Origin of the sequence: Methanobacterium bryantii, assembly GCF_002287175.1 — an archaeon.
Taxonomy (GTDB): domain Archaea; phylum Methanobacteriota; class Methanobacteria; order Methanobacteriales; family Methanobacteriaceae; genus Methanobacterium_D; species Methanobacterium_D bryantii.
The window spans coordinates 14382-40483 of sequence record NZ_LMVM01000005.1 but is presented as its reverse complement, the minus strand read 5'-3'; the positions used below and the strand labels follow the sequence as shown (position 1 = coordinate 40483).

At 30.8% G+C, this 26102-nt stretch carries 21 protein-coding genes; 15 read left to right on the top strand and 6 right to left on the bottom strand.

The window, feature by feature from the left end; translation table 11 throughout:
• Positions 1-126 precede the first annotated feature (126 nt).
• Positions 127-372: a hypothetical protein gene (locus ASJ80_RS04840; RefSeq protein ID WP_095652024.1), complete on the bottom strand. Its 246-nt coding sequence runs from the start codon at positions 370-372 to the stop codon at positions 127-129.
• Positions 373-495: 123 nt separating this feature from the next.
• On the opposite strand from ASJ80_RS04840, the gene ASJ80_RS04835 reads away from it, so the two are divergent.
• Positions 496-702: a hypothetical protein gene (locus ASJ80_RS04835; RefSeq protein WP_095652023.1), complete on the top strand. Its 207-nt coding sequence runs from the start codon at positions 496-498 to the stop codon at positions 700-702.
• A 53-nt stretch (positions 703-755) separates the two neighbouring features.
• On the opposite strand, the gene ASJ80_RS04830 is transcribed toward ASJ80_RS04835, so the two are convergent.
• The 3 genes from ASJ80_RS04830 to ASJ80_RS04820 form a co-directional block, all read right to left on the bottom strand.
• On the bottom strand, positions 756-1133 hold the full coding sequence (locus ASJ80_RS04830; RefSeq protein WP_095652022.1) for a type II toxin-antitoxin system VapC family toxin: 378 nt from the start codon (positions 1131-1133) through the stop codon (positions 756-758).
• A 17-nt stretch (positions 1134-1150) separates the two neighbouring features.
• A complete protein-coding gene (locus ASJ80_RS04825; protein ID WP_095652021.1) occupies positions 1151-1405 on the bottom strand; it encodes an AbrB/MazE/SpoVT family DNA-binding domain-containing protein in 255 nt (84 codons plus the stop codon).
• Positions 1406-1563: 158 nt separating this feature from the next.
• Positions 1564-1932 carry a hypothetical protein gene (locus tag ASJ80_RS04820; RefSeq protein WP_095652020.1) on the bottom strand — a complete coding sequence of 123 codons (369 nt, stop codon included), beginning with the start codon at positions 1930-1932 and terminating at the stop codon, positions 1564-1566.
• A gap of 287 nt (positions 1933-2219) precedes the next feature.
• Between ASJ80_RS04820 and ASJ80_RS04815 the strand changes: the two genes are divergently transcribed.
• A complete protein-coding gene (locus ASJ80_RS04815; protein WP_095652019.1) occupies positions 2220-2765 on the top strand; it encodes an ArsR family transcriptional regulator in 546 nt (181 codons plus the stop codon).
• A gap of 74 nt (positions 2766-2839) precedes the next feature.
• On the opposite strand, the gene ASJ80_RS04810 is transcribed toward ASJ80_RS04815, so the two are convergent.
• Positions 2840-3985: an AAA family ATPase gene (locus tag ASJ80_RS04810; protein WP_095652018.1), complete on the bottom strand. Its 1146-nt coding sequence runs from the start codon at positions 3983-3985 to the stop codon at positions 2840-2842.
• Positions 3986-4273: 288 nt separating this feature from the next.
• Here ASJ80_RS04810 and ASJ80_RS04805 point away from each other — a divergent pair, with 288 nt between their 5' ends.
• On the top strand, positions 4274-5050 hold the full coding sequence (locus ASJ80_RS04805; protein ID WP_095652017.1) for an exodeoxyribonuclease III: 777 nt from the start codon (positions 4274-4276) through the stop codon (positions 5048-5050).
• Positions 5051-5097: 47 nt separating this feature from the next.
• On the opposite strand, the gene ASJ80_RS04800 is transcribed toward ASJ80_RS04805, so the two are convergent.
• Positions 5098-5343, bottom strand: coding sequence for a hypothetical protein (locus ASJ80_RS04800; protein WP_095652016.1), 246 nt, complete (start codon positions 5341-5343; stop codon positions 5098-5100).
• Between the two features lie 163 nt (positions 5344-5506).
• Here ASJ80_RS04800 and ASJ80_RS04795 point away from each other — a divergent pair, with 163 nt between their 5' ends.
• The 12 genes from ASJ80_RS04795 to ASJ80_RS04740 all read left to right on the top strand — a co-directional run bounded on the left by ASJ80_RS04795 (position 5507) and on the right by ASJ80_RS04740 (position 26091).
• Positions 5507-6052, top strand: a complete 546-nt coding sequence (locus ASJ80_RS04795; RefSeq protein WP_095652015.1) for a hypothetical protein — start codon at positions 5507-5509, stop codon at positions 6050-6052.
• Between the two features lie 179 nt (positions 6053-6231).
• On the top strand, positions 6232-7086 hold the full coding sequence (locus ASJ80_RS04790; protein WP_095652014.1) for a hypothetical protein: 855 nt from the start codon (positions 6232-6234) through the stop codon (positions 7084-7086).
• 18 nt (positions 7087-7104) lie between these two features.
• Positions 7105-8577 carry a hypothetical protein gene (locus ASJ80_RS04785; RefSeq protein ID WP_095652013.1) on the top strand — a complete coding sequence of 491 codons (1473 nt, stop codon included), beginning with the start codon at positions 7105-7107 and terminating at the stop codon, positions 8575-8577.
• Between the two features lie 16 nt (positions 8578-8593).
• Positions 8594-11209 (top strand): MrcB family domain-containing protein, encoded by a 2616-nt coding sequence (locus tag ASJ80_RS16895; RefSeq protein WP_179288734.1) that lies wholly within the window; start codon positions 8594-8596, stop codon positions 11207-11209.
• A gap of 9 nt (positions 11210-11218) precedes the next feature.
• Complete coding sequence (locus ASJ80_RS04775) at positions 11219-13117, top strand: DUF2357 domain-containing protein (RefSeq protein WP_095652012.1); 1899 nt, start codon at positions 11219-11221, stop codon at positions 13115-13117.
• Positions 13118-13415: 298 nt separating this feature from the next.
• Complete coding sequence (locus ASJ80_RS04770) at positions 13416-17174, top strand: Eco57I restriction-modification methylase domain-containing protein (protein WP_095652011.1); 3759 nt, start codon at positions 13416-13418, stop codon at positions 17172-17174.
• 5 nt (positions 17175-17179) lie between these two features.
• Positions 17180-20362: a helicase-related protein gene (locus ASJ80_RS04765; RefSeq protein ID WP_245837459.1), complete on the top strand. Its 3183-nt coding sequence runs from the start codon at positions 17180-17182 to the stop codon at positions 20360-20362.
• Positions 20363-20388: 26 nt separating this feature from the next.
• Positions 20389-20796, top strand: coding sequence for a DUF365 domain-containing protein (locus tag ASJ80_RS04760; protein WP_095652010.1), 408 nt, complete (start codon positions 20389-20391; stop codon positions 20794-20796).
• Between the two features lie 12 nt (positions 20797-20808).
• A complete protein-coding gene (locus ASJ80_RS04755) occupies positions 20809-21324 on the top strand; it encodes a DUF1802 family protein (protein WP_095652009.1) in 516 nt (171 codons plus the stop codon).
• 211 nt (positions 21325-21535) lie between these two features.
• Positions 21536-22522: a restriction endonuclease gene (locus tag ASJ80_RS04750; protein WP_218833787.1), complete on the top strand. Its 987-nt coding sequence runs from the start codon at positions 21536-21538 to the stop codon at positions 22520-22522.
• Between the two features lie 12 nt (positions 22523-22534).
• A complete protein-coding gene (locus tag ASJ80_RS04745) occupies positions 22535-24895 on the top strand; it encodes an ATP-dependent helicase (protein WP_095652008.1) in 2361 nt (786 codons plus the stop codon).
• A gap of 8 nt (positions 24896-24903) precedes the next feature.
• Positions 24904-26091, top strand: coding sequence for a PD-(D/E)XK nuclease family protein (locus ASJ80_RS04740; protein ID WP_095652007.1), 1188 nt, complete (start codon positions 24904-24906; stop codon positions 26089-26091).
• Positions 26092-26102 lie beyond the last annotated feature (11 nt).

Here is a 26102-nt window from a genome sequence, read left to right as displayed (position 1 = left end):
TATCAAAAACCTACGGTTTTTGAAAGCCTCGCGAAAAAATAAAAAACATGTAAAAATGAAATTTTTGCTGCACCAAAATTCTCTGAATTTTGACGGTTTTTTCACTGCGGAGAAAAGCGAACAATCTTAGAAATCACTGCATTCAACATCATTCAAGACAAGCATTTTCTTTTCCTCTTCATTGATAACAACAAGCAGTTTCTCATCTAACCTTATCAGTTCTGCTAGTGGTTTCCCATCTAATTCTAATCCTAGTTTTCTTATTTTCCAGCCGTGTATAGTCAGCCAGATTTCAATATCGCTGGTTATTCCCATTTTCAGGTATTTTTCTTTGGCGGATTGGGTTTCTTTATAATTGATTAAAAGTGGCATTTTTTAAGCTCCTTAAATTTTTGGTAACCACCTTCATATATGTATGTACTTGCACACATGTATATAAAAGTATACTTGTGTATTTGGGAATAGTTAAATGCAGATAAGTATCCACAATAATGTATGGCAGACAGAAAAAAAGCGGAAATATTATGGAATAACACAGAAAGGAAACAGATAAGGGTAATGATTCCTGTGGAGCTGCTAGAAGAGATCAATGATGATGCAGTTGAAAACTGGAAACTTGATCACGCTGCAAGGGCTAAAGAAGTGACATATCGTCTTTTACTTGCGAAGGAATGCGAGGAAAAGAAAACCAAAAGTAAATAATGGGATTATTTAAATTTTAGCTAATTTTAAACTTTGACGGCTCGATAAATTAATTATTTTTCAAGTATATCTTCAGGTGTTATGACATTTTCCATCCATTTAAAATGTTTTATATTATTTGTAACCAGCTTTGCATTTAATCTGATGGCTGTAGCTCCTATAGCGTAATCTCGTGCGTTTTCACTGAAATCCCAGTTTCCAAGAGATCCACGAGCGGCTGCAGCTGCTTCATTTTTTCCAAATGGAACAATGGTAACATTCATCTGCTCTAAAAAAGCATTCACCATAGATTCGGTATTTCCCTTTTTAAGATTATGGTAAAGATATTCCATATACGCAAAAGCAGGCAAATATTTCACCTCACTGGAACTTAAAAGCCAGTCACAAAATTTCCTGTTATTAAACACATTGGTATCTAGGGCCAGTTTCATTTAATCGCCTGCAGATATTAACTTTTTTGTTCATTCAATGAGTCCAGGTTTCTTTTGACTCCTTTTTTAAAGCCTTCTCGTGATTCTTCTATGGTTTCTTCTATATCTTCTGATGCTTCCATCATCTTGTCACGTAATTCTTCAACTGTCATCATAACCCAGTTTCCTTCCCTGTTTTTTACGAAGACTACTTTGTCTCCTTGATGAATATTAAGATCTTCACGCACTTCCTTTGGAATCGTTACCTGATATTTTTTTGTAACATTTACCATAGTACCCACCTACGTTATCTATGTAGGTAATACTTAAAGTATTTTGGTAGGGGTAATTGGAAATGATACCTACTTATAAGAAAGTTTACGAACTGTAAACATTTTGTTTATGTTCCGTAAACTATGTTGAAATTTATAAAGCATTTTTTATTCAATTCCTAATACTTTTTAAGCTCATGTGTTTCATTAAGCCTACTAATATGGATTTCTAATTCTTCTTCTAACATACAGATATCTAATTCTGCCTCTAAAACTTTTGGATCTATTCTTTCTGGAATAATGCCCTTTTTCGCGAATTCTACAAGCGATTTATAAACTTCGAACTCAATCGCAGTAAAATGTTTAAATATGTATAAATCAGCCCCTGCTTCGTATATTCTGGGATTAGTTATTCCAAGCATCTTTTTTCTTTCTATAATCAGTTTTCTTTCTTTAGTATTTAGATTTGAAACCTGAAAAGTAGTATGATATGTATTTTTATTTTTCAGGTATCCAATATTGACTAAACTGGTGTTTTTGGGTTTCATTTTATGACCTCACACCACCTTCATGTCTCAAATTTATTTATTCGCTAAAATATTACTTAATATGTCTTAAATTTTTATTCTATAAGTATTTAGCTCTGTTTTGATTGGAAAAGTCCATATTACTTGGAAAACTCCATAAAACATGGAAAAATTTTTTCTAAAGTCTTTGTTGATCTGATATTATGTCCTGTTATTTATAAACTTTTCCATAAATTTATGGATAAATACATAAAAAAATGGAGCTAAATACTTAACTATGGAAAATCCTAAAAAGATCAGGTGGTAATTTGGCAAAAGTAATGATAACTAACATTACAAAAGAAAATGACCTGATAGAAGCACTCGATAAGAGTGAATTTAATGATGCCATAGTATTTTACGATGAAACTCATGAGAAGATTCCTAAAAGCTATCACTGGAATGTAAATTACGTTAAAATAAATGATGATTTCATTTCTGCATTAAAGCAGGTGAAAGATATCTTGCGGGAAACTGAATCATGTGAATTCTTCATAGAACCCAATAAAGTTGGTATACATTTGATGTATGAAATTTTATGTAATGATGCAGATTACAATACCTATATTTTGTATAATGGAAAATTTAAGTTGTTGCCTCCACAAAAAAACAGGTTAAATAAGCATCAAATAATGATTTTAAAAACATTAAAAGATAATCCATATACTGCAGCTGAAATTATACGTAAATCTAAAATAACAAGAACTATTGTGTATGATGGGTTGAAAAAGCTTCAAGATATGGATTTAATTGTAAAGTCTGAGAGGAAGTATGAGTTGAGTTCGTTAGGGTTTGATTTTTTGGAATTACTCTAGTTATAAGAATAATAATGATAACTGTTTTTGTTAGTTCTTCTGTATCCTGAATGTCATATACTTAAAAAAGGATTTTAAATAGTCCCATTTTTTTCATATATTTTAGTGGTTCTCAAATATTCTTTAAACATTCTATCACGGAGTTTATATTTTCCTCTGGATTCTTTTAAAATGAGATTTTTTTCTGTCATGTTTCTTAACAGGGATGATGGCTCTGATTTTTTAGGATTATTTTCCTTTATTTCTTTATATGATAAAACATCCGATTTATTTTCGGCCATTAAGGCAAGTATTCTTCTTTCTTCACTAGATGACTTTTCGTACATTCCTCTAAATTCTCGCTGTGCCAAAAAATTTAATGCACTAGGAAAAGCACTTTCAAAGTTTTCCATTTCCACGGTTTTACATGATTCTTCAAAACAGTTGTGAGCCATAACCTGCACATAATATGGATTTCCCTCCGAAATTTGGTATATTTGTTCTATCACTTCATTAGTGAAACTTTTACCATGTTTTTCGGAAGGGACCTGTATTCCGTTCTTTACTTCTTCTGGTGACAATGGCATTAGTTCATATGGATCAAAAATTCTGACAGCAGAATCAGTGTAATCCTGTATTTTTGAGAATATATCATATGATCCAGTAGCTACAATCATTATTTTTAAACCTTTGAGATTAAGCTCAACTAAAGCATTTTGAAGTATGCTTAAAACTCTTTGAGTATTCTCATTAATTATGATCCGCTGCAAATCATCGAACAGAAGGATTAAAACTGGATTTTTGCCTTCTAATTCTTCATATATTGTTTTTAGTATTTTTTCAAGGGCAACAGATGGTGAAGTTGGAGGTATATCTCTCGATAAAGTAAATCCTCCTAAAAATGGAATATTAACTCCTATTCCTTTAAGTTTATCCCAAAAACTGCTTATCTGGATATTAAGATCATCCGTGCACTTATCTATTATTAAACTATAAATATCGTCAAAATTTCCCTCAACTAAAGGAATGCGTATAGCATATGTTTCTTCAACGTTTTTTAACTCTTCTTGAAACTTTAGAAGTAAACAAGTTTTTCCAATGCCTTTTGGCCCATAAACTATAGTATGTCCAGGATCTCCTTCTTTTGTTGATTTAAATATCCTTTTTAGCTCATTTAATTCTTTATTTCTCCCGGTAAAATAGGAAGGAAATGCTCCTGTTCTTTTTTTAAACGGATTCATTGCATCACCAAAACATAATTAACATAAACTTTTCTTATGATCGTTATGTTTGTTATGTTTTATATTTTTGTAAACATAATAAACATAAAAATTTCTTATGATCCTTATGTTTGTTATGTTCTACTGCAATACCTCCTGAAATCCTGATTTTGAAGACTTTGGCTGGTAATCAATATGCTGCAGCCGAAATATGAATATGGAATATGGGTTGGGTTATTTAGGGTTTGATTTTTTGGAACTGGTTTAAGTTTAAATAGCATATCAAATTTAACAAATTTAGGTGAAAAAATGGACGAACTAAAGATATTATCATGGAATGTCAATGGACTGCGAACCAGATTTAAAGGAGGATACTTAAAACAAGTATTTGAATTAAACCTGGATATTTTATGCTTTCAAGAAGTGAAATCAACTGAAGATCAAATTCCTAAAAAATTAAAAGAAATAGAAGGTTATCATTCCTATTTTTGCCCGTCTAAAATATTAAAAGGTTATGCAGGTGTAGCAATCTATTCTAAAAACAAGCCAAAGACAATAGAGAAGAGTTTTAGTAATTCTGACTATGAAAATGAAGGGAGGATACTGAAAGCAGACTATGGTGATTTCATTTTATTTAATATTTATTTCCCGTCAGGTGCAGGTTCAAAGGAGAAGCTTGAGCGTAAGTTCAATTTTTATAAGTATTTCCTCGATGAAATGAAAAATTTGAGTGAAATTGGAAAAAACGTGCTTATTTGTGGTGATTTTAATATAGCACATAACGAGATTGACTTAGTGAATCCTGCGAGGGCAGCTAAAAATCCTGGTTTTTTAAAAGAAGAAAGGGCATTTTTAAATAAATTAATAAATTCTGGTTACACTGATACTTTCAGAATGTTTAATGGAGATCCTGAAAATTATACGTGGTGGCCTTATGGCCATAATTGTAGGGAAAAGAATGTAGGGATGCGTCTTGACCATTTCTTTGTAAGTGAAAGTTTAAAGGAAACTGTAAAATCGGCATATATTCTTTCAGATATTGAAGGGTCAGATCACTGCCCTATTGGGGTTGACATGGTTTTATAACTTAATTTTAACTCTAAATTTTTCGTCGTGTAGAAAAGCGAACAATCTTAGAAATCACTACATTCCACATCGTTCAATACTAACATTTTCTTTGTTTTCTCATTGATAACAACAAGCAGTTTCTCATCTAACCTTATCAGTTCTGCTAGTGGTTTTCCATCTAATTCTAGTCCTAGTTTTCTTATTTTCCAGCTGTGCATGGCTAACCAAATCTCAATATCGTTTGTTAGTCCCATTTTGAGGTATTTTTCTTTGGCAGATTGGGTTTCTTCATAGTTGATTAAAAGCGGCATTTTATTCGCCTCCTAATTTTTCCGTATACATTAAGGTAATTTCCCTATTTTAATATGAGTAAACACTTACATATAAAAGTTTCCCTATTAAAAAAGGGAATACAACGCATTAGAAAAGAATATACCTAATAAGAAACAGAATTTCCGGCAAAGAGGGAATAAAATGGGATATGTCATTACAAACATCAAAGATCCTAAAAATCTGGAACGCATAGCATGGAAATTCAATACAAGAGATATCCTTATTGTAACGAATAAGCCTGTGGGCGATTTAGGGATATTACCAGACATAACGGACATTCAATTAAAAGGAAATTATTTAGATTCAATTAAAATTCTTAATGGTATCTTTGAGAAAAAAGACATAGTCGCAGCAGTTATATTTCCTGATTTGTTTGGTATGTATCTGTACTCTTATATATCTGGATTTAAGACATTACCAATTATTCACATATGTAATAACCAAGAATTAGAGCCGACACTTGTCAATCCGGGAGTATTGGGCAGAACTAAAGTTAAATTATTAAATTATATTAAAGAAAATTCTGGATCTAAAACAAGTGACATTTTTTCAGGTGTGGGGTTCAAGCCAGGAACTAGCAGTGCCTATGTGCACATGAACGACCTTAAGGAAATGGAACTTGTAAAAGAAGAGGATAAAAGATATTATATCACTGATTTAGGTTTGACATTTTTGGAATTAACTTAACAATATCTTATTAAGTAATAATACTTATTTTATTAAAATATAATATTTTATTTCTTATTTCTTACAATAATATTTTATATGGATATTATATAGATTGAAACGTTTTATAATGTGATTATTGATCGAAATATATTAATATATTATGTAATATGACATATGATCAGGTTTGAAGTGTTTATATGTCAATAATTGATGAAATAATTCAATATTTTTCTGAAGGTAAAAATTTTCAAAAACTCATTGCACCCATTATTATCAAAAAAGATTCTAATGGAGACTATGATCCTGTAGAATTACTGAATCGTTTAGCTTATACCATTGTAGACCAGCAGAGGGACGTTGCATCTATAGTTATCCCAATATGGGTAAATATGATGTATAAAGATATAAACCCTGATTTTCTAGCAAAATCACCTTACGCAACTGAATTTGTCCAATCTATGTTCAAGGCTTATGGTCATCAAAATTATCATTCAAAGACAGATTTTGAAATTAGGGGTAAAGGAGGAGCTTCTCGAACTGATGCATTTGTTCAGGCTTATAATGAGTATTCTCCTGATGAATTTTTAGATTTTATTAAACATAACTCAAGTGACATTGAATCTATATTTAAAGAACTCGTTAAATTAAAATATATTTCATTAAAATCGGCATCTTTCTTTTTAAGGGATGTTGAAGGTCTTGAATATGATATATTGCCTATTGATGTTAATGTGGCTTATTCCTTTCAGTACACTGGACTTTTCTTTAAAGATAATTCATTAAATTCCTTTGATGAGGTTTTAAAAGAGATTATACCTGTTTCTAAAAGGACTAATATTGTTGAATATTCGAAAATATCTGATAGAATGCAAGAATTGTGTTCTGAATTGGGCTATAACCCTTATGAGCTTAATCGTTATCTTTTTCTTTTGGGAGCAGACTTTTGCCAATCGTTAAAATGTAAAAGCTGTTTTTTGAGAGAGAACTGTTATTTTAACGATTTGTCTTCTGAGTGTAAGGAGAAGTTTGTCAGCAGGATAAAATCTGATTAAAGGTTTTCAGGTGATTTAATGGTTAGTGAAGTGCGCTTTAGAGATATTCTATGTCATGATTCTAATTTAGATTTACTCTCAAAAGAAATTGGGAGAATCACAGGAAAAGATTTGAAATTGAATTTGATTTCAAAGGAATTACCCCTTCCCTTTGATGTTGTTGGTTTACAGATGAAATTTTGTGATATAGTTGGATTTGATGAAGAAAATAATGTTTATATAATTGAATTAAAACGCAGAATAAATGAAAGAGGGCTAAAAAAAGTTGAAAATCAGGTCCAAGAATATATAGATACATTCAATAAAGCATTATTTTTTATTAAAAGTGGAAAACCTTTATTTTTCTATCATTTCATTCTAGTTAGATATTTTGAGTTTATAAATTTTGATTACAATAAAATGAGGAAGATTATTCCAGTTATAGTAAGTATTGAAGTAATGGATGAGATTACCATTCAAAAATGCTCTTTTCACTGCGGATTTCTTGATTCTAAAACCAAAAAGGATCTTCTTGAAAACTTTATCAAAAATAAGAGACTTCATTTTATTAAAGCCTACAATAATTTATTTTCAAAATTAGAGATTAATACTGATATTTCTAAAATTTTAAATTATGCAATAAAAAAGGGAAATATTGATACTTCTTTATGGTTTCCCGTAGTTTTAAACAAGATTAACAGCGTAGAAAATAGTAATTCTATCCTTGATTCTTATAATCCAGAATCTGCATCTTATAGCTATCAGCTTATTTTTGAGAACGTGAATAACTACAATAAAGAATTCATTGATGTAACAAAATGTTATGAGTCTTTTTTAGATGCTGATTTTATACAGAGAATAAAAAAAGAAGGTATTTCCATTTATAACCAATTCTCAGGCAAAAATGATAATGTCTCAAATGTAAGTTCAATTGAACATTCAATTATTCCAGAATCATATTTCCAATTTAAACCTCTAGAAATATTTGAAAAGGTTTACATGGCTTATCATGAGGCAAAATCTGATAGTAAAGCCTTAAAATTCACCATACAGATCTTTAGGAGCGGTAGAACTGTCCCGATCATTTATCTACAGATTTTTGAGAATGTTTTTCTCCCTTTAATTCAAGTTAAGCCAGTGGTATTCTCAATTGGGCCATGTGTAAATCATATTATTGCTTATGATATGAAAGAGCAGTTTAAAGAATATAAAGACTGTTTTTATGAAGATGTAATCTCTCTAGATACTGGAAATTATGAAATTTCACGGGTAGAAAGTGAAGGAGTTAGTTTTTATAAAATTACTCTCAAAGGACAAAGAAATATTTATGAGTTCTTTGTATATTCGCCTAAAATACGTGCAGTTGATGAATTACTGCCATTTATGTCTCCAAAGAAGGTTAAAGGCGAAATTGATAGCATTACAAAAAATAAGGGAGAAATGTACTTATTTAAAGTAAATGGTGACGATAGTGCAGAGTGGATAACTAGTAAGATACATATTAATAGTTAAAGGGGATGCAGATATAATGGAACTTGAAGAAGCTATTAAAAGAACTAAAGAAAATTTTCAAAGACCCGAAAGACAGGAAGCAGAAATTGAAGTAATTAAGAAATATGGAAGTATTTTCCATCCTGATAATTTAGATAATTTAACAAAAGAGAATTTTAAATCTTTTCTTATAATTAAAAATAATAAACATTGGAGTGGAATTCATAGACGGGGAAATGAAATAACTTCAGATATGCAAAAACTAAAAGAAGCATTAAAGATTCTTTTAAACGAAGAAAAAGACATTAAAGAAAGATTAGATATCTTAATTCCAAAAGGTAAACCTAAATTTATTAAATGGTTAGGAACCGCAATTTTAACGCCAATTTTATTAATTGTATACCCAGAAAAGTATGGTGTTTATAATAGTGTAAGCATTGAAGCTTTAGAAAAATTAGGATTAAAACCAGAATTTGGGAGAGGTACAAGTTTTGCAGAGGAATATGTAGAGATTAATAAAATTATCAATGATATCTCCCAGAAGTATCATATTTCGCTTTTCCAGTTAGATGAAGTATGGGCATATGTACTTGGAAATGAAAATCCTCGTGATGTTTATCAGTTAAACCATATAATTAGTCAAATAGGAAGAGAAATCAAAATAATGAATTCAAAAAAGTATAAAACTATCTCTTCAGAAGATAAACTTTTGAACTTAATAAATGAAGATTTGCCGTATGCTTTAGAATCAATTGTTGAAAATTTTGATTTAAATAATAAATATGGATTTAAAGGTTCTTCTGGAATGGGTAATCGGACCTGTTGTCCGTGGGGAGTTATTTTAGACTTAAGGGTAACTGATACTCCGAGAAATGGATATTATCCAGTTTATCTTTTTAATGAAGAGGGGAATGGCGTTTTTTTATCATTAAATCAGGGAGTTACGCAAGTTGAACAGGAAAATAAATCTTTAAAAAAGATAAAACAGGTTTTAAATGATAGATCAAATAATTTTAGAACGTTCTTAGAGTTACATACGCCTGAAATATCACAAAAATTTAAAGAGAAAGATATAAACTTGAGTAAACGTTCAAGACTTTGTTCTCTTTACGAAGAAGGTAATGTATATGCTAAATATTATGATATTGAAAATTTGCCCTCTGAAAATCAATTAAGAGAAGATTTGAAAGAAATTCTGCGATTTTATAACATTCTAGTAGAAAAATATAATCTCGAAGTTCCTTATGAAAATTCATTTTCAGAATTTTTATCAGCTAAAGAATTCTATTTTGAACCTGAAATAATAGAAAATTTCTTATTATCTCTTAAAGTTAAACCATTTGTGATATTAACTGGTAATTCTGGTACAGGTAAAACAAAAATTGCACAATTATTTGCTCAGTATATATCTAGTTCAAAAAATGAAAGTTCTTCGATAACTACAGAAGTAAAGGTTGGAAAAGCAGCAAAAAATAAGGGGTGGACTCTTAAGAAAAATGTTTTGAATGAACTTGATGTTCCTAACTATGATGGTTCATATGATATCAAAATTGATGGAATCAAGGGTAAAGGTAATTTTCACATGCTTTCTCAGTTATTTTATGAAGGTAAAGAGGATAATATACAATTAAGATTAGAAGAACTTGCAAACAAAGATCCTGAGCAGAAAGTAAGTTTAGAAATATTGTTACAATCTAATGTTAATTCACAGTATAAAATAGTGCCTGTAGGAGCAAATTGGACTGAAAATAGGCATATATTGGGATTTTATAATGTAATAACAGATGAATACATGACTAGTGATGCTTTAGAAATAATTATGGAAGCATTAAAACCTGAAAATAAAGATAAGCCTTATTTTTTAATACTTGATGAAATGAATCTTTCTCATGTTGAACGTTATTTCGCTGATTTCCTCTCAGCTATGGAAAGTGATGAACCTATAACACTACATAAATCTGATGAAGAAGAAAAATACCCTAAAAAAGTCAAAATTCCAAAAAATCTCTTTGTTATTGGAACTGTAAATGTAGACGAGACTACATACATGTTCAGTCCTAAAGTACTTGACAGAGCAAATGTTATTGAATTTTCAACGATTCCAGTCAAAAATTACATGTCAAATGGATTTAATCCAGAGAAACTAAATGGAAATGTAGAATATATAGAAAGCCCTTTATCAGATCTAGATATTAGAAAATATCGTATTGAAGATATTAGAAAACATTTAATCAATGTCGAAACAAATGAAGGCATTTTGTGGGATGTTTTGTCAGATGAACTTAATAAATTCCAGGAAGCCCTTAAAAAAGCAGGATTTGATTTTGGATTCCGTGTTATAGATGAAATTCTGCGATTTATGTACGTTGCATGGATTTATGATGGCAAAAAAGAGGATTGGAATGATTGGAACCGTTATTTTGATGCTCAAATTAAGCAAAAAATGATACCAAAAATACATGGCTCTCAGAGAACACTTGAAAATGTTATAAAAGAATTATTTGAACTTTGCTTAAGTGGCGAATCAGAAAAAGTACCACGAAATTTTGAAAATATTCTTTCAGAAAACGTAAAATATCCTAAATCTGCTTTGAAGATTCAAGAAATGGATAAAGTGCTTTATGAACAAAGATATGTTTCATTTATTAATTAGGGGCTTTTCATGGTGGATCAAAAAGTTTCGATACCAATTCAAGATGAATATGATGTGGATTTGGGTATTTTAACAATTATTGCTGAAATAAAATGCATAGATGTGGATTTTGTTTCTTTTAATAGAAAGGGTATTTCATTTGAAAATATTCCTTTAGTAGAAAGGCCCGATAACCAAACACCAATTCAATATTATTCTGGAAATGATATTAACTTATCAAATATCCTGCTCCTTGAAGAAACCAGATATCAATTGGTTTTTGAAGCATCTGAAAAAATCAAAAATTGTTCTAATTTAGAGTTGTTACCTACTCTTAGGAAAGATCAACATAATAATTTTATATTTGAGCCTTGGAAGATACCATTATTTGATAAAGAAAAATATAGAGCTGGAGGAAACCTAAATTTTCATAGCTATGCAGGTAAATCTTTTTTTGATGTAAAAATCAATGATACTCAATCCATTTCTTATCCTTTTGAAGTGCGTTCCAAGAAAATAGGTTATTATGAACAATATCCTGCGATGATTGGAGATCTTTCTAAGGCTGCATCTGGGATATTGTTTGAAACAGACGCACCTTTATCTCAAGATTTTAAATTCAGCGAAAGGATCAAAGAGACATATTATGAGGATTTCATGTTTCTTGAGTATTTATTCCTCCCTGAAAATCTTCCTTTAGCATATGAATATATTTTACGGAACATGTATTCTAGACTTGAAAAATATATGGAAACTGTTCCAGCTACTTTTGCTTCTAATATTGGACCTTTAGAGATAATTGATATCATATCTCGGCCTGATAATTTGTATAAGTCAAAAAATCCACCTAAAAATTGGCCTTCTAATATGAAAAGCTATGTTCCTGACACCATTATACAGAAATTTCATCAAGAAACTATTGACACGCCTGAAAATCGTCTTTTAAAGTATTTTATTGAATTACTTGATAAATTGATTCACGATATGATAGAACATTTCAGTGAAGAAGATGGTTATATCAGAGATAAACTTTTTAAATATCGTGAAATTGTACAGGATTATCTTTCTGATCGATGGACACATGAAGTGGGCGAATTACAGTATATCCCTCTTAATTCGCAGGTTATCCAAAAAAGAGAGGGATACCGAGATATTTTCAAATATTATATCAATTTTGAGTTTGCTTTTAGACTTGAATGGGAAGAAGTAGAAGAAAATATCAAAGGATACGAACGTAAATTAAGCGAATTATATGAATATTGGTGTTATTTCAAATTAATCAATGTTATGGGTAAAATTAGTGGGAAAAAAATTAGGTACAGTGATATTTACGAAGTTAATAAAAATAAATGGTCAATTAAAGTTAATAGGGGCGTAAAATCAGTTCAATTATTTAATTTTGAGTTTGAAGGACAGTTATTACATGTTAAACTTATGTATAATCGTCTTTTCTCACAAAATACTTTGTATCGAGCTTATTCTCTTCCATTTAAACCGGATTATACAATACAAATTGATTTTGATAATGAAACCTATTTTGTACATTTTGATGCTAAATATCGGTCTGAAGGTACTGTTTTAGATTTCTATGAAAAAATAGGTTCTCAAAATATTATACTTGAAGAGAATGAAGTTGAAACTAGAGATACTGAAGAGCAAATCTATAAAAAGTATAAATATGGTGATTTATACAAGATGCATACTTATAAAGATGCTATTTTGAAAACTGAAGGTGCTTATGTTTTTTATCCGGGGGACTTGAAAGAAATATTTTATGTTGATCCTGAGGAACCAATACCTTCTGTAGGTGCGTTCCCGTTAACTCCTGGAAAGAATGGGTTAGAAGAAGATGAGTTAATTTCATTTATTAAAGCTGTTTTGAGGAATATAATTGAAAAAAGGGAATTAAGTGCTATTTGTTTAAATTAATTCAATTTTAATAATTTGATATTTTATGCAACAACAAATTAATCATTAGTATTATCAACATTTGCAAAATTCTTTTAAATTATCTCTGATTTTAAAGAGGTTTATATAATACTTAAATTAATAAAATTAACTTTTAAATGTATTAATTAGTTTTAATTATCTTATTTAGTTTATAAAATTTTGTATTACGCTAAAAAACAAATAATAACCTTTAAATCAATGGCTCTTAATATTAAAAATTTAAGATAATACATAAATTTCATGAAATAAAATTCGAATACTCTTTGGGGCGATAAATTTGGATATAGAATTCAAAAAAATATTAAAAAAGCAAATAATTGAAATTAATTCCGCTGAGGGCATATTTGAACTGTTTAAGACTTTAAAATATCCTGAAGAAAAAATGTTTGATGTCACTTATAAAAGAGAAATTACTGATTTTAATTTTAAAAAAGAAGATTCAGAGCGAATAAATGGAATATACTCTATTTTAAATTTTGATGAAAATCTACCTGTTTTTCTTCTTGAAACCTGTTCATTAGCTCCTTCTTTTGTTCGATCAGTTGCCCACAAATTTGATAACCAATATTTACGCTTTTTAATAATATTGGTGAATGAAGAGTATTCTGAGATGATTTTTGTACTTCCTGATAGGGAAAAAGTAGAGAAAGGTAAATATCGCCTTAAAATAACTAAATTAGTCATTAATAAGGATGATATTAAAGAAAGAAAGGAACATTACACTGTAATTGATACTCTTTCTAAGATTATGTATGAGGGTGAATCTAATTGGCGTGAGATCTGGCGCAAATGGAGAGAATCATTCAACGTAGAGAAAGTAACTGAAGCATTTTTCGAAGATTACAAAAATATCTTTTTTAAGTTGCGAAAATCGATTCAGAGCTCTTTAGTATCTCCAAAAGGCGCTCATGAATATACCTTACAGTTTTTAAATAGAGTAATGTTTATATATTTTATTTCAAAGAAAGGATGGCTTAAATATCCTAAATTTATGCATTGGTTCTGGAGATCTTATAAAGAACAAAATAACTTTGGTTCTAATGAATTTCATGTAAAATGGTTAAATCAGGTATTTTTCAAAGGATTTAATAATAGAAGTTATGATGTTAAAGAATTACCTCAAGATATAAAAGATGTAATAATCTCTTTTCCATACTTAAATGGGGGATTATTCAAAGAAAATAAGATTGATACATGTCCTGTAAAAATAAAGGATGAAGTGTTTCAGAAAATCTTTGAATTCTTTGAAAAATATAATTTTACAATAAAAGAAGATATGCCTTTTGAATCAGAAGTTGCTGTGGATCCTCAGATGATTGGATATGTTTATGAAACTTTGGCAAGCCTCAGTAGTAAAGATGTGGATATTTACACCGAAAGTGAGAAAAAAGAAGATGCCGAAAGCCGTAGGAAATGGGGAATATTTTACACGCCTATTATTGAAGTAGATTTTATGTGTAGAAGGTCTTTAGTTGACTATTTGGCCAATTATCTCCCTAATTTACCTAAATATCATGTTTATCATTTTGTTTTTGATGCTCCTGGTGAATTTGATAAAACTGAAAAATATCTAACCAAAGAAGAATGGTGGGATCAAATAGAAGATACACTAGATAATTTATCTGTTGTGGATCCTGCATGTGGTTCTGGAGCATTTTTGGTCGGAATGATGAATGTTCTCGGTGAACTTTATGGAAAAGTCTATAAATATACTGATACCAGCTTAGATGACTACCAGATGAAATATAGGATAATTCAGCGCTCATTATATGGTGTAGATGTAATGAAATGGGCAGTTCACGCTGCCGAGTTAAGATTATGGTTACAATTAATCATTGAAACCAATATTAGTGGAGAAGAATTAAGAAGATCGCCGTTGCTTCCTAATTTAAATCTTAATCTTAGAGTAGGGGATTCATTGGTCCAGGAAATTGGTGGAATGAATTTTAATCTTAGGAGTAATGATATTGATCCTGCATTAAAGAAAAAACTTGAGGAACTAAAACATGAAAAAGCCCAATATTTTGAGAATCCTCAAAGAGCCAAATATAAAAGTATTGAAGCTTTTCATAAACAGGAATTAAAATTGTTTAATTCGATAATTGATTCCAGAATTAAGATCATTCAGGAAGGGATTGAGTCAAAAGACAGTCGTTCTAAATCAAAACAAGTAACTTTAGGAGCTAAAACAACTATAAAGGCCAAAAATTTTGATGATAAATCGAACAAGAAAATTTTGGCGGAAATAAAGGAAAATAAAACCCAAGTTCAAAATTTAAGGAAAATGAAAAAGGCTTTAAAAGATTCTAAAAATAAACCTTTTGTTTGGGAAATTGATTTTGCAGAAATATTTGGAGATAAGAATGGTTTTGATATAGTTATTGGTAATCCTCCTTATATACGGCAAGAAAAGATAGCTCCTCCTCAAAAAAATAAAACAGATATTTCTTTAAAGGATAAAAGAGAATATAAAGATAAATTGATAGATTCTGTGAAAAGTCAATTCCCTGTAATAAAAAAGCTTGATAAACGAAGCGATTATTATATTTATTTTTACTTCCATGGATTAAGTCTACTTAATAAAAAAGGTGTTTTCTGTTTTATTACGTCTAATTCATGGTTAGATGTTGGATATGGTAAGGATCTACAAGAATTCCTTTTGAAATATGTGCCAATTAAAGCAATTTATGACAATCCTAAACGAAGTTTTGTTCATGCGGATGTAAATACTATTATTGCACTCTTAGGATCTCCTAAATTTGATAAAAAATCAGATAAAAATTCATTGCGAGAAAAAGAAAACGTAGACTGGCTCATGTTAAATAATATTGCAAAATTTGTGATGTTTAAGAAACCGTTTGAACAAGTTGTTCACTCTGAAAATCTGATAGAAATAGAAAATATTGAAGCTTCAAGAGGTCATGAAATCAGTGAACTAATAAATAATGTTATCAAAACACCAAATTATAGAGTATTCCCTGTAATTCAGGAAGATTTACTTATAGAAGGATGGCAATATCCAAAAAAATATGATAAACATAAAGGAAAATTTAAGTCAGGATATTATGGTGGTAACATCTGGGGCGGAAAATATTTAAGAGCTCCTGATGTTTTTTATACAATTTTAGAAAGATCAAAAGCAAATTTAGTTAAATTATGTGACGTGGGAGATGTTAAGTTTGGAATAAAGACTGGTGCTAATGAATTTTTTTACTTTCCAAGTAAGTATTTTGATTTAGAGGAAACAAAAGATTATTATAGCTTGATTCCTAAAAAGGATGGTCCATCTGGCGATTTTAAAATTGAAAAAGATTATTTAAAACCTGTAATTAAAAGTCCAAGGGAATTTAAGTCTATCCTGCTGAATAAGGATGATGTTAAATATAAACTTCTATTTTGTAAAGAAAATAAGACTGATAAAAACTCTGAATTAAATAAATATATTGAATGGGGTGAAATGAAGGGTTTTAATAATAGACCTACTTGTAGTTCTAGGGATATTTGGTATTCATCTATAGAATTAAGGTCAAAATATATAATTAGATCAACTTTTAATGAAGATTTTTCAATTATTTACAATGAACCAAGGTTACTAATTGATAAAGTGATGTATGGTATAGAACCTTTGGAAAATGATGAATTGTTAGAATTAGGTTCTTTCTTAAATTCTACGATATTTAGTTTATTTATAAACTTATTTGGGCAAATGGGTCTTGGACAAGGAGCTCTATTTATTACTGTTGAACGCGCCAAAGAACTTCCAGTTATTTCCCCATTATTGAACAAAGAAAAAATGAACAAAAGCTTTTTAAAGTTGATGGAAAGAAAAACGAATTCTATTCTCAAAGAATGTGGTTTTAATCCTGAAAAACCTATAAGAGAACAAGAACCAAATCCTTTACCCGATAGGGCAGAACTTGATGATATTATATTTGATGAACTTGAACTTACAGCTGAAGAACGCAAAGAAGTATACTGGAGTGTGTGTGAACTAGTTAAACAGAGAATTGATAAAGCTAAAAGTCTAAAGGTGTGAATATTATGCTTCGAAGTGAAATAATTGATAATAGTTCTGAAAATAATCTTTTAACCTTTTTAAGAGACTCTCTTAAAGATAATTATAATACTAAATTTGACATTGCCACAGCTTTTTTTGAAATAAAAGCCTATGGGTTAATCAAAGATGAGCTTGATGGTGTGGAAAAGTTTAGGTTGCTGTTAGGAAAGATGCCTGAAATGAGAACTAATTCTACGTTAGGAGATATTCTTAAAGAAGATGTGATGAAAGAAATTAAGGGTATGGATTTGTCCAAAGAAAATGATGATATTGGGTCTGCTTTTATTAACTTTTTAGAAAGAGATAATGTTGAAATAAGGCTATTTGAAGATTTCCTTCATGCTAAAACATATATTTTTGAAGATAGAGTTATAATTGGATCTTCTAATTTCACAGTTCCAGGACTTACCAGATTTGGTGAACTTAATAAATGGGGTATGAAATCAGAGGCAGATCATATTCGAAAAGAATGGTTTGAAAAATTTTGGACCCATTCACGAGATTTTAAACAAGAATTATTGGCTTTAATTGAAGAATCACGCTTTGGAAGCAGAGAATACACTCCTTATGAAATATTTATTAAAACTCTTTATGAATTCCAAAAAGATGATATTCAGGCCCAAGAATTTATTGAAGATAAAGGGAATAGTTTAGTCAATCTAGCCGAATTTCAAGAAGATGCTATTTATAGGGTTCTCTCTCGTTTAGATAAATATGGGGGGGTTATTGTTGCAGACTCTGTTGGCCTTGGAAAAACTCATATTGCTCTAAAAGTTATTGAACACTTCCACATTCAACAAAGGAAAAATAGGCCATTAATAATATGTCCTGCGCAAATTAGAGACTTGGTCTGGAGAAAAGAATTAAAAGATAAAGTTTTACCTGAATATATTATTTCCCAAGAAGAAATAGGTTCTCAAAACTTTTTAGATAAAGTAAAAGAATCAGTTGGGGGTAATCTTGGAGAAATAGAGTTAATAGTGGTTGATGAAAGTCATAATTTCCGAAATCCTATGTCTAATCGGTGGGAGCATTTATTCCAACTGATAAATGATCATATTACACCCGCATCCGGTAAGAAACCTAAAATTTTATTTTTAACCGCAACTCCGATTAATAATGGTGCCTGGGACCTTTACTGGCAGATAATGCTTCTTTTATCTATGGATCGAACTGCATTCATTAAAGAAAATATTCCGGATTTATTTGAATTCTTTAAACAGGCTGAAAATAGTCCAAATTTACTTAATGATCTTTTAAATGAGATTTCAATAAGGAGAACTAGAGATTATATTTTAAAAAATTACCCTAATGCTTATATTGGTAATGATAAATCAAACAAGATTACATTCCCTGAAAGAAAACTTGAAAACATCAATTACCAACTGGATAAGACATATAATGGAATGTATAATGAAATTGCTGATATAATTAGTAATAAGCTCACCATGGCTTATTATAAAATGCTTGAATATAGAATTGGTGGAATCGAAACCGAAGAGGAAAGATTACAGTTAGGACGTATGATATCTGTTGGTGGTATTTTCAGAACCATTCTTTTAAAACGATTGGAAAGCAGTGTAAATGCTTTTAAAATAAGTATAAATAGACAAATTTCGTTTTTGGAATACTTAAAAAAATGTATTGAAAACGGAAAAATCATTAATAAAACAGAATTTAGTAAAATTTTAAAGAACTTCGAATGTTTATCTAGTGATGATGTGGATGAGTACTTCTCAAGTGGAGAACAGTTAGATAATCTAGAGCTAACAGACTTCAATAAAGATAATTATGCTTATGATGATTTAATGAAAGATCTGGATACTGATATTGGATTATTCAGGTCTATATTAAATAAGGTGAACACTATTGGGCCGGAAGACGATTCAAAATTAGAAGTATTAAAGGAAAAGCTATTAGAGTTATCTAAAGAAGGTCAAATCATTCTTTTTGCTTATTATGCTGACACATTAGATTATATTTATGAAGAAATTATTAAAGATCCTAGATTTAAAGAATTAACTATTGAAGCAGTCTCCAGTTCAGGAAAAACGTCAAGGAGCGGAAATCAAAGAGTAAAACTTGTTAATAGATTCACTGGGGGTAAAATAGATATTTTATTGAGCACTGATGTGCTTTCTGAGGGGCAAAACCTTCAATCAGCAAAATTTTTAATTAATTATGATTTACATTGGAATCCTACTAGAATGATTCAACGAGCAGGTAGGATTGATCGTATTGGATCACCTTATAAAAAGATTTATATCTGCAACTTTTTCCCAGAACAAGAGTTAGAAGAGCTTTTGAATTTACTTAAAATTCTTAAGAATAAAATAAATAACATTAATGATTCTTTAGGTTTGGATGGTAGTGTTCTGGGTGAAAAAATAAACACTAAAGTTTTTGGAATCATTCGTGCTATTAAAGACAAAGATAAAAGTGTTTTTGAAGAATTAGAGGATGAATCATTTGCAGGCGGAGAAAAATTTTATCAACCTCTAAAAGATTTTATGAAAGAAAAAAGTCAAGAAGAACTTCAAAAAATACCATATGGTGTGTATAGTGGTCTTAAAGATGGGGAATTTGCGGGAATATTTTTCTATTATAAATACGGGGACGATTTCCATTATTGGTATCTCTATGACTTGAATAAAGAAGTTTTTTTAACAAATAAGTCACAAATTTTTGATTTTGTATCCTGTGATTTTAATGAAAAACGTTGGGTACCTGATTTCTTTGATAAAGTCTATGAAATCAATGAATACATTCTCGGAGACATTGAAAAGACTTATAAAAGTATAGAACTGAAAACTAAGGAATCACTTATGCAGGCATGGAGTTCATCAATGAGCACCAAATTTTTAAAGTCAATGTTAGATGCTATTGGATGGGAAGTTGAAGAGTATTTGAATGAATACCCTGCAGATAATGAAATACAGAATTCTTGGGATAAAGTCCAAGAACAGATTGTTTATATTCCTCATACTAAAAAAGGACTTCAAAAACTAAGAAAAATTTGGAAAGAATATAAAAATCACTATGATTGGAAAAAAACACTTATGGAATTAGATGAGTATGTTGAATCTAAATCTGCTCTTGATAAGAATACTTTGGAACCATTTGATAAGTCTAAACTACAATTAATTACTATAGATTATATATCTTGAATTTCATATTATTATAGGGTGAAATTATGAAAATATTAGCTGTATCACATCCAATACCAACAGAATATGCTGAAAGAATATATAATGAAGGAAAAACAGTGTTTGTTAGTAAATCATATCTTGGTAAAGTCTCTAAAGGAGATAAATTTATAATTTATGAGTCTTATGGAGCTAAAGCTTATACTGGTTGGGCAAATATTAAATCTATTGGTAAACAAAAGACAAACACTATTTCTAAAAAATATGGTAGAAAATTGATGATTACTAAAGATGAACTCAACGAATATGCAAAAGGAAGAGCTGAAATGAACGTTATTGAGTTTGAGAATTTTGAAAAGTTCAAAAAACCAGTTAAACCATCAAGATTTGTCACTGTAGCAGGAAAATATATCTATGAGGATGAATTTAAAACTATTAGTCGTAACAAAGGTTAATGGGGCGAATAAATGGAGACAATTACTAAATGCCTCAATGAATGGAATGCAACAATAGAAGCGTTAGGACAGGGTAAACAGACTATTTTAATAAGAAAATACAGAACAAACGTCGGTAAATTTCTTTTATATCCAACGGTTAGTTATGCTCTCAAAGATAATTATTTGGAAAGTTTTAGAAATGAATACCAACCTTTTGCTGAGAAAAATGCTCTTCCAAAGAAAGATAATCGTAAAACAGAAGTTAAATATTTTGCAACAGTTGAAAAAGTAATTGAAAGATCATCTCAAAGAATTGGATCTTTAAAAGAGTACCATATTTGGACGAATGAACATGTTAAATCATATCTGGATAATCAAAAGGCTTATATCTGGATTTTAAGAGTCTACAAATTGAAAGAACCAGTAATGTCTGAAAGAACTATGGCAAAAGTGTATTCAAATTTACTTGAAGAGGTATCTCTCGGTGGTATTGAACCCGTTTTAAATGGTGGGGAATTCTCAAAAATTGTTCAGGAAATAAAGTAAAAATCCTTTAAAACTCTTTTTACGGTTAATTTATCTTCTAAAATCTATTTTTTTTAATTCGTTTATTAATTTTGCTATTTTTTTTATGATTGGGGCCAAAAATAAAGTTTTATATAATTAAAAGATTTAAAACATTTTTAATTAATTAAAAAAAGTATGAAGTTAACAGTTTAACAAATAACTTGTTAATTAACTTTAGAGTGGATATTATATGGCTAAGAAGATGTGGATGGTAAGAGCAGGTCAAAATGCATTTTTAATAGATGATTTTAAAAGTAAAAACATTGTAGCAATTGGTTGGGATGAAATAGGGGATTTATCTGCATGTAAATCTCACAATGCTGTAAAAAAACTCGTTAATAAAAAATATCCTGAATTTAAAGAGGGTAAAGTCAATATAACTGCAAGTCAAATTAACAAATTTAGATTTGAATTTAATAAGGGAGAATATGTTGTTTCTTACAATCCTGAAGAAAGAATTTATTTAATAGGTGAAATATCATCTGATTATATTTTCAAAGAGAATTCCACTAGACATAATCATATTAGAGAAGTAAAATGGATTGGTAACGTAAACCGAGATGATCTTTCTGTTTCTACAAGAAATACTTTAGGTGCAATTTCAACTATTTTTGAGATTAACGGAGATGCCTCATCTGAAATGATTAGCGTTATCAATGGTAAAAAGGTTTTTAGGGATGAAGAGGAAGAAGATGCTGAAGAAGGCACTCTTAAGGAAGATATGGTTTTAAAGTCTCATGAATTCATTAAGGATCGTGTGTTAAGTCTTGATTGGGATGAAATGCAAGAATTAATAGCAGGAATTCTTAGGAGTATGGGTTATAAAACAATGGTATCGCCAAGAGGGCCTGATAGGGGTAGAGATGTACTGGCATCTCCAGATGGTCTTCTTTTGAAGGAACCTCGAATAGCTGTGGAAGTAAAACATAGAAAAGGTCAAATGGGAGCTCCAGAAATAAGGGGATTTACTGGAGGTTTACGGCCTGGAGACAAAGGACTTTATGTTTCTACTGGTGGATTTACAAGAGAAGCTAAATATGAAGCGGATAGGTCTAACATACCTTTAACTTTAATTGATTCAGATTTACTTGTAACTTTAATTATCCAGTATTATGATAATTTTGATTCTGATACGCGGACTTTAATACCTTTAACTAAGATTTACTGGCCAATATAGATGGGGATTATAATGATTGAATGGGAAGAATTTGAACAAATAGTAGTAAACAAATTAGGGAGAGACATTAGAGAAAACAAAAATCTAGAACAAAACAAAGCTATCTCAGCACCAATAGATCAATCCCAATTCATTGTAGCCGGTCCTGGAAGTGGTAAAACCACAGTAATGGTCCTAAAAATCCTCAAATTCATTTTCGTCGATGATATTCATCCATCAAGCATCCTTGCAACAACTTTCACTCGTAAAGCGGCAGCAGAACTTCGATCAAGAATCCTAAGCTGGGGCGACCAAATAAGACAACATTTAATAGAAGATCCATTTAATGCATCAATTTTCCTTGATTTAAAAACACTTGATTTTAACCAGATAATCACAGGAACCTTAGACAGTATCTCAGAAGATATTTTAAGAAACCATCGAGATCCTGGAGCTGCACCGCCTGTTGTTGTTGAAAATTTCGTTGCAAATGCTCTCATGATGCGTGTTGGACTTTTCAGTCAAGAAAGGCATCACGAAGAAGATTTAAGAGAATACTTAATTAATTTAAGAGGCGGAAAATTCGGTTTTAACACTAATGAAATGAGTAAAAGTTTACTTGAAATCAAAGATCGATTCTATCATGATCAGGTTGATTTTGACGCATTTAGAGATCAAAATGATCATCCTGGCTGTAAACTGGCCTGTGATGCAATTGCAGATTATATCAATGATTTAAAAGATAAACTCCTTTATGACTTTGCAATGCTTGAGCAGGAATTCTTAAATAAGCTTCAGGATGGAAAACTGGATAAGTTCCTTAAAGAAATTAAACTTGTTTTAGTGGATGAATACCAGGACACTAACCTGCTCCAAGAAAAAATTTATTTCCGCCTTGCAAAAGCCGCAATAGAAAATGAAGGCAGTGTAATTGTTGTAGGTGACGATGATCAATCTCTCTACAGATTTAGAGGGGCTACAGTTGACTTGTTCACTAACTTCAAAGAAAGAATTCAAAATGGACTTAACATTGATCCCACTTTAATTAATCTTTCTAAAAATTACCGTTCTACAGAATGTGTAGTTGGTTTGTGCAATGATTTCGCTAGTTTGGATGCGAAATTCCAGCCAGCAAGGGTAAAAGATAAACCTCCAATTATACCTGCCAGATCAGATGATTTTACAGATTTTCCAATACTTGGAATGTTTAGAAGGGATATTCACACTTTAGCTGATGATCTCGCTAAATTTCTTCATCAGGTGATTTATGAAGATGGATTTGAATTTAAAGCTGGAGAAAAATCCTTTAAAATTCAGGCAGATCCGAAGGAAGGTTCTCCCACAGATATTTCACTTCTTTTAAGCTCTCCTCGTGAAATGAGCATGGGAAGCAAGCCAAGATTACCTCTTCTTCTCCGTCAAAAATTACAGGAAGTCAACCCTGGAATTCAAGTGTTCAACCCTCGTGGACAGAGCTTAGAAAGAATTCCTCTGGTTGGAGTTCTCTGTGGATTAATTTTGGAGTGTATTGATCCAGATAAACTTGTTCAAGAAAACATTGAAAAATTACCTGGCTCTGCTAAGAGAAGATTTGATAAATGGCGCCAAAGTGCCCAAGAATATATTGAAGAGAATCCAGAACCAAACGATCCAGTAACTCTCAAACAGTTTACAGATGCATGGAAAACAAGAACACCTTTAGGCCGAAAGAATTGGAAAAGAGATGTTGCTTTAATGGATCTGGTCTATAAACTTGTAACATGGGTTCCGCTCCTTCAAGATGATGTGGAAGGTTTAGTTTATTTAGAAGCGGTTACTAGAACCATTGCCCAAACTGGATTTTTCAGTAGTTTTGGTTCACAAATAGTTTTTGATGAAAAATATCCGGATTTAGAGGAAGTTTCAATAAGAGAAGCTTACTGGAATATCTTTGTACCGATAGCCACAGGGGCAATTGATGTTGACGAGGATCTTTTAGATACTCTTCCTGATGACAGGGTTAATTTCATGTCTATTCATCAGGCCAAAGGTTTAGAGTTCCCGCTGGTTATTGTTGATGTGGGCTCTGATTTTAAGACTAATCATCATTCTCAAACCTTTAAAAGGTTTCCAGAAGACGGTGGAAAATCGTGCACTTTAGAAGATGAACTTAGAACATATTGCCCGTTAGGATGTCCCGATAGAGAATCTAGAGACAGGGCTTTCGATGATTTAATTAGGCAGTATTTTGTGGCTTACAGCAGGCCTCAAGATGTTCTATTGTTGATTGGTTTAAATTCTGTAATCAATGGTTATAAAACAAGAGATGGTACAAATCATTCTATTCCTAACGTGGCCACTGGTTGGGATAGGGATATGAATCATAGGGGATTAAAGGATTTAACTTTAATATAGGTGAAAATATGTCGCTTTCAGTAAGATCAAAACCGTATATTATTCCAGAATACAGCTTAACAGGGGATTTATTAGCATATCTCACCTGTGGATTACAGTATAGGTATCAGAATAAAGGTACCTTACCTCCATCAATGCCTATTCAGTTATGGTTTGGGGATTTTATTCATGGAGTAATGGAAGAAGCTTATTTACGCTGGAGAGAACGAGATTGGAAAGATTTTCCCTGGGATTGGGAAACCCAAATACGTCAAATAGAACTTGAAATAGATAAAAGAATGCGATCAAGAGGATTGCAGCCTCCTGCTAATATATTCTGTCCTTTCCACGGCCCAAGTGAAGAGCAGGGTCTTTGCCCTGATACAAATCACCCTCATAAGCTGGTTGCAAGCGTAAGGGCAGAAGAAGCTATTAATACGTGGGGACCACATCTTTTCCCTTTAATTGACGATGCAGAAGTAAAACTTAAGGGTATCAGGGACATGCCTGGATATAAAAAAGGTGTAAGCCGTTCAAATTATTATGGAGTTACTGGGATAATAGATGTTTTAAGTTCAGTTAAGCTGGAGGAAGCATCTTCAAAGAATTTAATTTTGAAATATCTTCATCAGGACCCAATGTTTAGAGAGAAGATTGACGCGCTAGATTATCCTGAATATGAAATTATTGTAGATTATAAAGGTATGAAACGGCCTCCTGTTAACTCTCCTTCTTGGCAGCATCACAACTGGCAGGTTTTAACTTATGCATGGCTCCGTTCAATGCAGCCAGAGTCACGTCCAGTTTTGACAGGTATTCTGTTTTATCTCAACGAACTTTCTCTCTTTAAAGAGGATCTAAAGGAACTTAAAAGGGAAGTTGAAGAAAGAAGTACTGATATAATGCCATCTGAAAATGATCTGATGAAAATACTTCAATGGAACATGAGGTCTAATCCGCCACTTATATCTCAGTTATTTAAAAATGAGAGATCTATACGAATTATTCAAGTAGAAAATAGTTCAGTTAACAATTCTCTTAATGAATTTGATCAGGTAGTGGCTGAAATTGAAAACAGCGTTATTTGCGAGGTTAATGGAAAAGGAATAAAATCTTCGTGGAATCCGAATCCTGATAAGAGAACGTGTGATGCATGTGACTTTAAAACATTCTGTAATAAGTCTGAAACTGCGTCAAAGTTCCCTACTGTGCCTTAAAATTATTTTCA